This is a genomic window from Enterococcus sp. 4E1_DIV0656, from assembly GCF_002140695.1.
Taxonomy (GTDB): domain Bacteria; phylum Bacillota; class Bacilli; order Lactobacillales; family Enterococcaceae; genus Enterococcus_D; species Enterococcus_D entomosocium.
Genome location: NZ_NGLF01000001.1, coordinates 879345 through 889537, shown reverse-complemented (window position 1 = coordinate 889537; position 10193 = coordinate 879345). Strand labels below are relative to the sequence as shown.

The following is a 10193-nucleotide window of genomic DNA, read 5'->3' as shown; positions in this document are numbered from 1 at the left end:
TCCCGCTTTTTCCTGCCCTATTTTTCTTCACTTCAAAGAAAAAAAGCGTCAAAAGTATGGAACGCTATGAAGCGAACAATCAGCAAACCCAGGCTCAAGAAGGGGACAAAGGGCAACTGCGCCAATCGTTTCTTCCAGATGCCTTGATAGCTAAAAAAAGCGAGAAGACCAAGACTACTGGCTATTAGTAAGAGGGCCAAAAGGGTCGTTGGCGCTAGCCAAATACTCCAACCTGCCAGCACTAAGAGATCGCCGCCGCCCATTTTTTTCTGCCAGACAAAAAAGACCAGTGGAACCAGCAAGCCTAAAGACAGCCATTGAAAAGAAGCGCCGCTCCTAAGCTGTGCCAGCGCTAGCAGTAGGTGGGCGGGGTACAGCAGTTGCGGGTAGACGCTATAGTCTATCAAGTCGGTCAAACTGAGTAAAAAGGCACTGGTCAGCCAGACAAAAGCCAGGAAGCTTTGGGAATCATGAAAGGCAACCACGCAAAGTCCGCCATAGCACAAGCAGACGATGGCCCAATAAAGCAGGGGTAAAAGCCATCTCGTAGGAAGGCGAAAAAACCAATGGTTATCCGAAACTTTGTTCACCTTCTCGTAATGAGAACGAGAATCACTTTTTGGTGGATTCCAAAACAGGGTATGTAAGAGCATAAGCCAAAAGAAGCCGAGTAAAGCGCCTAAAAAAAACACGAAAATCGTCATTTTTTGATCCTCCTTATAAAGAAATACGTAAGAGAGTGAGAAATTTTCTCAAATAGATGATTTTGTTGTACTTTTTATTTGTTTCGTATTATCCTTAAAATAGATAATTTAGAGGAGGAATCGTTATGAAATTTGAACAAACAAAAGAAGTATTAAACCAACTTGTTGCTGATTTAAGCCAAATGGCTATGGTCGTTCACCAAACACACTGGTACATGCGTGGACCTGGCTTTTTGACATTGCATCCAATGATGGACGAATTCATGGATGATTTAAATGAGCAATTGGATGAAGTTTCTGAACGCTTGATTACATTAGACGGTTCACCATATTCAACTTTGCGTGAAATGGCAGAACACACTCAAATCCCTGATGAAGTCGGCAACTGGGACCGCACGATTCCAGAACGCTTAGCTACATTGGTGGAAGGCTACCGTTACTTAGCGGACTTATACCAAAAAGGGATCGAAGTATCTGGTGAAGAAGGCGACGATCCAACCCAAGATATCTTCATCGGCTTCAAAACAGCCATCGAAAAACGTATTTGGATGATCCAAGCGCACTTAGGCGAAGCGCCATTGATCGATCCAGCGAAATCTCGCGTACGTCATTAATCAACAAAAAAACCAGCGAAGAATTTTCTTCGCTGGTTTTTTTAATGGCCTGCCAATAATGCTTTAGCGGCTTCAATTTGCTGTGCCACTTGATCAAAACCGGTGCCGCCATAAGAATGGCGATTTTTGACGGCGGTATAGGAGTCAAGTTTTTCAAAAATATCGCTGTCGATGGCAGGATGGATCGCTTGGTAGTCTTCCAAGGAAACATCTTGCAGATAGATGCCTTTGCTCAAACACTCACTGACGAGTTTGCCGACGATCTCATGGGCTTGTCTGAAAGGCACGCCTTTGCCAGCTAAGTAATCCGCTAATTCTGTTGCGTTGGAAAAATCCTTTTCAGTGGATTCTTGCATCCGTGCTTGATTGACCTTCATCGTTGCGATCATGCCCGTCATGATCTGCAAGCTTTTCGTGATGGTCTCGGCGCTGTCAAACATGCCTTCTTTGTCTTCTTGGAAATCTTTGTTGTACGCCAGCGGCAAGCCCTTCATGACCGTCAAAAGACCAAAGAGGTTCCCATAGACACGTCCTGTTTTTCCACGGATCAGCTCCGCCATGTCAGGGTTTTTCTTTTGAGGCATGATGGAACTGCCAGTGGAGAAGGTATCGGTCAGCTCCACAAATTGGTATTCGTGGCTGCACCAAAGAATCAGCTCTTCACAAAAACGAGACAGATGCATCATCAATAAAGAGGCGTTGCTTAAAAATTCCAAGATAAAATCACGATCGCTGACCGCATCTAGGCTGTTGCTGTAAATATTGCTGAACCCTAACTCTTGAGCGGTGAAATCACGATCGATAGGGAAGGTGGTGCCTGCCAAAGCAGCACTGCCTAAAGGCATCACATCGATGCGGCTCAAACTCTCACTGAAACGCTCTTGGTCACGCGTCAGCATACTGTAATAGGCTAAGAGGTGATGGGCAAAAGAAATCGGCTGTGCATGCTGCAGATGGGTATAACCGGGCATGATGGTGTAGATGTTGGCTTCGGCTTGTAAAACCAGCGCTTCTCGCAATTCAGTGATCAAAGTGATCACGTCTTGCACGACTTCTTTCAAATACAAATGCATATCGGTCGCCACTTGGTCATTACGACTACGGGCAGTATGCAATTTGCCTGCCACTGGTCCAATCAATTCATGCAAGAATGTCTCGATGTTTAAATGGATGTCCTCATTTTCAATCGTGAAGGTCAATTCGCCAGCGGCTAATTGCTGCTGAATCGTGGTCAAGCCGCCAATGATCGCTTCGCCATCGGTTTGACTGATGATGCCCGTATGGACCAGCATTTTGACATGTGCCAAACTGCCAAGAATGTCTTGTTTTGCTAACTTTTGATCAAACGTGATGGAAGCCCCAAAAGCATCGATCCAAGCTTCATTTTTCCCATCGAAACGTCCGCCCCATAATTTTGCCATATTCTCACCTCAAAAAAAGATTACGGCTGAAGCGGCAGCTTCAGCCGTGCATACTTAAATCAATGTTTCTGTTAGTTGCTGTTGTGCTTGGATCTCAGCGTGCACTTTGCTTGGCAGTCCCCATAATTTGATGAAGCCGATGGCCGCATGCTGATCAAAGGTATCTGCAGACGTGTACGTTGCTAAGTTTTCATCGTACAGGCTGTTTTCAGATTTCCGTCCTTCACAAATGACGTTGCCTTTGAACAATTTCAAACGCACGATTCCGTTGACGTAGACTTGCGTGCTTTTCAGGAAGGTAATCAAAGCTTCCGTCAATGGATTGAACCAAAGACCATCATAGATGACTTGGGCTAATTGCTGCTCAATGATTGGTTTGAAATGCGCCAATTCCCGTACAAAGACCAAATCTTCCAATTCTTTATGAGCCGTCATCAAAGCGATCGCTCCCGGACATTCATAAACTTCCCGTGATTTGATTCCCACCAGACGATTTTCGATATGGTCGATCCGACCAACGCCATGTTCGCCAGCCACCCGGTTCAGTTTCATGATCAATTCTGCTAGATTCATCGTTTCGCCATCAATGGCGGTCGGTACCCCTTGATCAAAGGTGATCTCAACGATCGTTGGTACGTCAGGAGTATCTTCTAATTCTTGCGTGATAGCGTAGGCCCCTTTTGGCGGCGTTGCCCAAGGATCTTCTAAGACGCCACACTCACAGGCACGTCCCCACAAGTTTTGATCGATGGAATACGGATTGTCCAAATCAGCGGGAATCGGCACTCCTTTTTCAGCCGCATAGGCAATCTCTTCTTCCCGGGACCATTTCCATTCCCGAACCGGTGCGATGACTTTCAAGTGAGGCGCTAAAGCAGCGATCGCCACTTCAAACCGAACTTGGTCGTTGCCTTTACCAGTACAGCCGTGGGCGACGGTCGTTGCGCCAGTCGCTAATGCCAACTCTACCAATTTCTTGGCGATCAATGGACGAGACAAAGCGGAAACAAGAGGATAAGAATTTTCATAAAAAGTATTGCCTTGTAAAGCGATCAAAGCAAAATCTTGGGCGAATTCTTCGCGGGCATCGATGGCATAAGATTCAATCGCGCCAACTGCCAAAGCTTTGTCTTTAATGGATTGGGTGTCGCGACCTTCACCGATGTCTAGGCAGCAAGCCACCACATCATATCCTTGGTCCGTTAACCATTTAATTGAAACGGAGGTATCTAATCCTCCAGAATAGGCCAATATTACTTTTTCTTTCATACTTATTAACTCCTTTTCCGCGTGTTTTCAAGTGATTGAAGCTATCTTATCAGAATAAAAATAATAAATCAAGGGCAAAATTAAATATTTATACATAAAAGTGTCGATTATCAGGTTTTTATACTATTATCGGTGATTGAGGTAAAGAAGAGGATGCTCACTTTGTTAATGAAAGTTTATACATGATATTCATAAAGTTATTCAGTTTTAGAAGCTTGCAACAACAAGTTTCGTTTTTCAGAGAAAATGGCAGAAAACGAATGGAGAAAATTTTCAAAAAGAGGCGGAATTACGTTGACATTAGGCTTTATAGAAGGTATTATGTTATATGGTATTGTTTGCCCCACAAGAGCCCCGGAAACTCAAGTGTATGTCAAACATTCGTGAAATTGAATTGGAGGAAAAAATTGTGCGTACAACATATATGGCCAAACCAGGCGAAGTAGAACGTAAATGGTACGTAGTAGATGCAACAGATGTTCCTATGGGTCGTCTTTCAGCAGTAGTAGCATCTGTCTTACGTGGTAAAAATAAACCAACATTCACACCTCATGTGGATACAGGCGATTTCGTAATCGTCATTAATGCAGAAAAAATCAAATTAACAGGTAACAAAGCAAGCGATAAAATTTATTACCGTCACTCAAACTTCCCAGGAGGATTGAAATCAGTCTCTGCTGGAGAATTACGTGCTAAAAATTCTCGTCGTTTGATCGAAACTTCTGTAAAAGGCATGCTTCCTAAAAACACTTTAGGCCGTAAACAAGGAATGAAACTTCATGTTTATGCTGGCGCTGAACACCCACATGCTGCACAACAACCAGAAGTATTGGACATCACAAACTTAATCTAATAGGAGGGAATTTCATTGGCACAAGCTCAATATATCGGCACTGGCCGTCGTAAAAATGCAGTAGCCCGCGTACGTTTAGTACCAGGTACTGGTAAAATTACTGTTAACAAAAAAGATGTTGAAGAATACATCCCACACGCAGACTTGCGTGAAGTAATCAACCAACCATTCGGCGTTACAGAAACTAAAGGTTCATACGATGTTTTTGTAAACGTAAATGGTGGTGGATACGCTGGACAATCAGGTGCAATCCGTCACGGTATCGCACGCGCATTGTTACAAGTTGATCCTGATTTCCGTTTAGCTCTTAAACGTGCTGGCTTACTTACTCGTGACGCACGTATGGTTGAACGTAAAAAACCAGGTCTTAAGAAAGCTCGTAAAGCTTCACAGTTTTCAAAACGTTAATCGTTGGTATATCAGCAGTTTCAAGACATCATCCGTTTGGATGGTGTCTTTTTTTGCTCTTTGGTGATAAGGTCTGATGAATTTCGCAAAATCAAGTCTGTATCAGAGTGAACATCAGTTTGATACATCGGACCCAAAAATTATAGGGCCAATTTTTTTTTTAAAACTCAACTAAGTTGAAAACTGTTATAATTAAAATGAATACTTGGTGAAGGAGAAAAATAATGACATTTGATGAACTTATTCAATTAGCAAGAGAACAATCAAGTGAGATTCAAAGAGATAAGGGAACTCTTTTTGAAAAAATTGCACAAATTTATTTCAAAAATGAACCCACATACAAAAACTTATTTTCAGATGTTTGGCTATTAAATGAAGTTCCAGAGGAATATGCAATCCCAAAAAAAGATACGGGGGTTGATTTAGTAGCAAGGAATGAAGCTACAGGTGAACTAACTGCCATTCAAGCGAAATTTTATGATAGCAAAATATATAAAAGACATATTGATTCATTTTTAGCTGAACTTGGGAAGTCTTATTATTCTGATGGAATTATTGTGTATTCATTAGATTCATTGAGTAGTAATGCAGATGAAGCGATTAATCAATTATCAAAACCAGTTGCACAAATTGGTTTGAGTGATTTAAGAAATAGTCAAGTTGATTGGGAATCTTTTATTCCAAGTAGACCGAATGAAGTAAAAGTAAAGAATGTGAAGAAAACTAGACCTTATCAGAATGAAGCAATTGATTTAACAATTGAATACTTTCAGGAACATGACCGTGGTCAGTTAATTATGGCACCGGGAACAGGGAAAACCTTTACCAGCTTGAAATTAGTTGAAAAGATGGCTAAACAAACGAATAAAGAAACCTTTAATGTTTTATATTTAGTGCCAAGTATACAATTATTGAGTCAAACGCTAATTGGCTGGAATAATGACACGGAACTAAGTATGCATTCATTTGCTGTCACAAGTGACAGAAATGCTTCTAAAAAGAAGAATGATGACGAATTATCTGCTAAAGATATTGGCTTTCCTGCGACAACAGATTCAGAAAAATTACTATCCAATTATAAAAAAATAGAGAATAATCAACGTGACTTAACGGTTGTGTATTCTACTTATCAATCTATTGAAGTTCTACATGAAGCACAAGAAAAAGGATTTCCTGAATTTGATATTATTATTTGTGATGAAGCACATAGAACCACAGGGGCTAAGGCTTTAGGAGAAGAAGCAAGCGTATTTACAAGAGTTCATAATAACAATTATGTCAAAGCAAACAAACGCTTGTATCAAACAGCAACGCCTAAAATTTACGGAACAGATGCAAAACAAAAAGCAGAAGATTCTAGTATTGTCTTATCATCAATGGATAATAAGGGTATTTATGGAGAAGAAATTTTCCGATTAGGATTTGGTCAAGCCGTTTCAAACGATATTTTGACGGATTATAAAGTAATGGTCTTAGCAGTTGATGAAAAGGTTATTCAAAAAGACATGCAAAGAGTCTTATCGGATAGTGAAAATGGCTTAGATGTTGATGATGTTTCTAAATTAATCGGTGTTTGGAACGGATTAATGAAAAGAAGTAGTGTAGATAAAGATGCTGTTTTTGAAGGAAAACCTATGCAGAGAGCTATTTCTTTCATTAATACCATAAATAATTCAAAGAAAATTTCTTCGCAGTTCAATGAAGTAGTCAATGAATACCTAGATGGAAATGAAAGTATTCAGCAATCAATAAATGTTCGACATGTAGACGGTATGATGAATACCTTAGAAAAGAAAGAAGCGTTAGATTGGCTTTCAGAGGACTTTGCAGAAGATGAAACAAGAGTATTATCTAATGTGAAATTTTTGACAGAGGGAATTGATGTTCCTAATTTAGATGCTGTAATATTTTTAGCACCTAAAAAGTCCCAAGTAGATATTGTCCAAGCAGTTGGACGTATTATGCGGAAATTTAAAGATAAAGAGTATGGTTACATTATTCTACCTATTGTAATACCAGAAGGGACAACCCCAGAATCAATTTTGGATAATAATAAAAAATATGAAGCGGTTTGGCAAATTCTAAATGCTTTGCGTTCAGTGGACGAGCGGTTTTCAGCAATGATTAATAAACTGGAATTAAATAGAAAAAAACCTGAAAATATGGACGTCATAGGTATAGGCGAAGCACCTTCTGTTGAAGATATAGAGAATACTTCAACAATTGGAGAAAAGGGTGATGCGACTTATCAAACTTCTTTAGATTTAGATTGGGGAGAAATAGAGAATGCTATTTATGCAAAAGTTGTCAAAAAGGTAGGAGACAGAAGATACCTAGAAGATTGGTCAGAAGATGTTGCGAAAATAGCACAACGTCATATTGAACAAATAACCATCATGATTAGTGATAAAAATTCTCAAACTGCCATTAAATTTAATAAGTTTTTGAAAAGTTTACAACATAATATCAATGAAAGTATTGATGAAAAACAAGCAATTGAAATGTTAGCTCAGCATTTAATTACTGCTCCTATTTTTGAAGCTCTTTTTGGGGAATATAGCTTTGTGAATAACAATCCTGTTTCTGAAGCAATGGATAAAATTGTAGAAGAGTTGTCAAGATTTGGTGGGTTTAATAAAGAGCAAGATGAATTAAAAGAGTTTTATGATTCTGTAAAATTACGTGCGGAAGGTATTGATAACGCAGAAGCAAAACAAAAAATCATTATTACTTTATATGATAAATTCTTCTCTAAAGGATTCAAAGAAACTACTCAAAGATTAGGGATTGTATTTACCCCAGTAGAAGTTGTTGATTTTATTGTTAAATCAGTCGATGATGTGTTAAAAAAACACTTTGGAAAAGCTCTTGAAGATGAAGGGGTTCATATTTTAGACCCTTTTACTGGCACAGGGACATTTATTGTTCGGACATTGCATTATCTAAAAGATAAATTAACAAATGGAGAAATAACTTTAGCTGATATTACAAGAAAATATACACAAGAATTACACGCAAATGAAATTGTATTGTTGAGTTACTATATTGCAGCCATTAATATCGAATCAACTTTTGCAGAGATTAATCATGAAGAATATAAACCTTTTGAAGGGATTGTATTGACTGATACGTTTGAATCCACTGAACAAGAAGATACTTTAGACGATTCGTTCTTTGGAACAAATGATGAACGATTGAAGCGTCAGCAAGAAGTTCCAATTACTGCGATTATAGGAAATCCACCTTATTCTAGTGGACAAAACTCAGCAAATGAAAGAAATCAGAATATATCATATCCAGTTTTAGAACAAAGAATTAAGGATACATTTGTTAAATATTCAGATGCTGTTGCAAGTAATACTGCTTATGATACATATAATGCAGCTATTCGCTGGGCATCAGATAGATTAACTGACAAAGGTGTTATTGGATTTGTCTCAAATGGTTCATTTATTGACTCGAGAGCAGCGGATGGATTAAGAAAGTGCTTGTATGAAGAATTTAATCATTTATATATTTTTAATTTACGAGGTGACCAAAGAACACAAGGGGAAATTTCTCGTAAGGAAGGTGGGAAAATATTTGGGTCAGGTAGCAGAACATCGATTGCAATTAGTATTTTGGTAAAAGATGGTAGTGATAATCATGAAATTTTTTATCACGATATTGGCGATTATCTTAATCGTGACCAAAAATTAATGATTATTAAAGAAGCAAGCTCCATTGAAGGAATGAAATTTGCTGAAGTTATACCAGATAAAAATAATGACTGGGTAAATCAGCGGGATAGTAACTACGAAAACTATTCTTCCCTTGATAAAGATGTTTTTTTGGAAAAAGCCATTGGAGCAGGGACTAAGCGTGACCCTTGGGTGTATAATTTCAGCAAAATTATGGTTGATAAAACTTCACAAAAATTAGTCCAAAATTATATGTTTGAGTTAAATAGAATTTCACAATTACAATTTACGGAAATAACATCGGTTCTAAATAGTGATGAAAATTTTATTAAGTGGTCAAGAGCATTAATAAATAAGATTAAATCTAAAAAAACTTTATCAGTAGATACAAGCCAAATTATTGTTAGCCAATATCGTCCTTTCACAAAAAAATATTTGATGTATTCGTCTGATGTAGTTGACATGCCAGGTCAATATCGAACTAAGTATATAGAAAACTCTAAAATTCTATATGTCACAAAAGGTACAAAGTCTTTTTCAGCTATGATGTTAAAAAATGTTCCAGCCGAAGTCGTATTGGGGGGGAGTGGAACAGGTTTTATGGAAAAAATTAAGTCAGAACCTTCAATTTTATTTAATGAGGATATATCAAATTTCTCTTCAAAATTCCTTGATAATTTTAAATCAGAAGATGAATGTTTATTTTATATTTATGGAGTTCTTCATTCTATAGAGTATCGTCAAAAATACGCAAATGATTTAAAAAAAGAACTTCCTCGTATACCATTAGTTAAAGACAAAGAAGAATATGTGAAAATCGGCAAACAATTAGCTGATTTACACTTAAATTATGAAGATGTTCCTGCTTATGATGGTGTGAGTATAGTCTTTAAATCAGATAATCCAAGTTTCAAAGTGAAGAAGATGAAACATCCTAAACGTGGTCAGTTAGATACCATTGTATTTAATGAAGATATTGTGATAACAGATATTCCTGAACGTGCATATGAATATGTTGTGAATGGAAGGCCTGCTATTGAGTGGATTATCGACCAATACCAAGTGAAAAAAGATAAAAAATCTGGGATAGTTGATGACCCTAACGAGTTCTCAGATAATCCAAAATATATATTTAATCTGCTGTTGTCAATCATTAATGTATCTATGCAAACAATGGATTTAGTAGAAAGTTTACCACCTTTGGAGATAATTGACTAAAGTGTAAAATATTCTCAATAAGAAGC

General features: G+C 38.1%; 7 protein-coding genes. 4 read left to right on the top strand and 3 right to left on the bottom strand.

Features of this window, described 5'->3' with window-relative positions; translation table 11 throughout:
• Positions 1–32: 32 nt before the first annotated feature.
• Positions 33–704, bottom strand: coding sequence for a prepilin peptidase (locus A5882_RS04210; RefSeq protein ID WP_086372470.1), 672 nt, complete (start codon positions 702–704; stop codon positions 33–35).
• A 125-nt stretch (positions 705–829) separates the two neighbouring features.
• Between A5882_RS04210 and A5882_RS04205 the strand changes: the two genes are divergently transcribed.
• Positions 830–1318 (top strand): Dps family protein, encoded by a 489-nt coding sequence (locus A5882_RS04205; RefSeq protein WP_005230382.1) that lies wholly within the window; start codon positions 830–832, stop codon positions 1316–1318.
• Positions 1319–1359: 41 nt separating this feature from the next.
• Here A5882_RS04205 and argH read toward each other — a convergent pair whose 3' ends face one another.
• Positions 1360–2739 carry an argininosuccinate lyase gene (gene argH / locus A5882_RS04200; RefSeq protein ID WP_086372469.1) on the bottom strand — a complete coding sequence of 460 codons (1380 nt, stop codon included), beginning with the start codon at positions 2737–2739 and terminating at the stop codon, positions 1360–1362.
• A gap of 54 nt (positions 2740–2793) precedes the next feature.
• Entirely contained in the window at positions 2794–4008 is a 1215-nt protein-coding gene (locus tag A5882_RS04195) for an argininosuccinate synthase (protein ID WP_005230386.1), read from the bottom strand.
• Between the two features lie 406 nt (positions 4009–4414).
• Between A5882_RS04195 and rplM the strand changes: the two genes are divergently transcribed.
• The 3 genes from rplM (at position 4415) to A5882_RS04180 (ending at position 10167) form a co-directional block, all read left to right on the top strand.
• Positions 4415–4861, top strand: coding sequence for a 50S ribosomal protein L13 (gene rplM, locus A5882_RS04190; RefSeq protein WP_301280258.1), 447 nt, complete (start codon positions 4415–4417; stop codon positions 4859–4861).
• 15 nt (positions 4862–4876) lie between these two features.
• Positions 4877–5269 carry a 30S ribosomal protein S9 gene (rpsI, locus tag A5882_RS04185; RefSeq protein WP_003128901.1) on the top strand — a complete coding sequence of 131 codons (393 nt, stop codon included), beginning with the start codon at positions 4877–4879 and terminating at the stop codon, positions 5267–5269.
• A gap of 224 nt (positions 5270–5493) precedes the next feature.
• Positions 5494–10167 carry a type ISP restriction/modification enzyme gene (locus A5882_RS04180; RefSeq protein WP_086372468.1) on the top strand — a complete coding sequence of 1558 codons (4674 nt, stop codon included), beginning with the start codon at positions 5494–5496 and terminating at the stop codon, positions 10165–10167.
• Positions 10168–10193: the final 26 nt, after the last annotated feature.

Coding starts and splice junctions, on each gene's coding strand:
- A5882_RS04210 (WP_086372470.1), bottom strand. CDS start 704: ATGACGATTTTCGTGTTTTTTTTAGGCGCTTTACTCGGCTTCTTTTGG.
- A5882_RS04195 (WP_005230386.1), bottom strand. CDS start 4,008: ATGAAAGAAAAAGTAATATTGGCCTATTCTGGAGGATTAGATACCTCC.
- argH (WP_086372469.1), bottom strand. CDS start 2,739: ATGGCAAAATTATGGGGCGGACGTTTCGATGGGAAAAATGAAGCTTGG.
- A5882_RS04180 (WP_086372468.1), top strand. CDS start 5,494: ATGACATTTGATGAACTTATTCAATTAGCAAGAGAACAATCAAGTGAG.
- A5882_RS04205 (WP_005230382.1), top strand. CDS start 830: ATGAAATTTGAACAAACAAAAGAAGTATTAAACCAACTTGTTGCTGAT.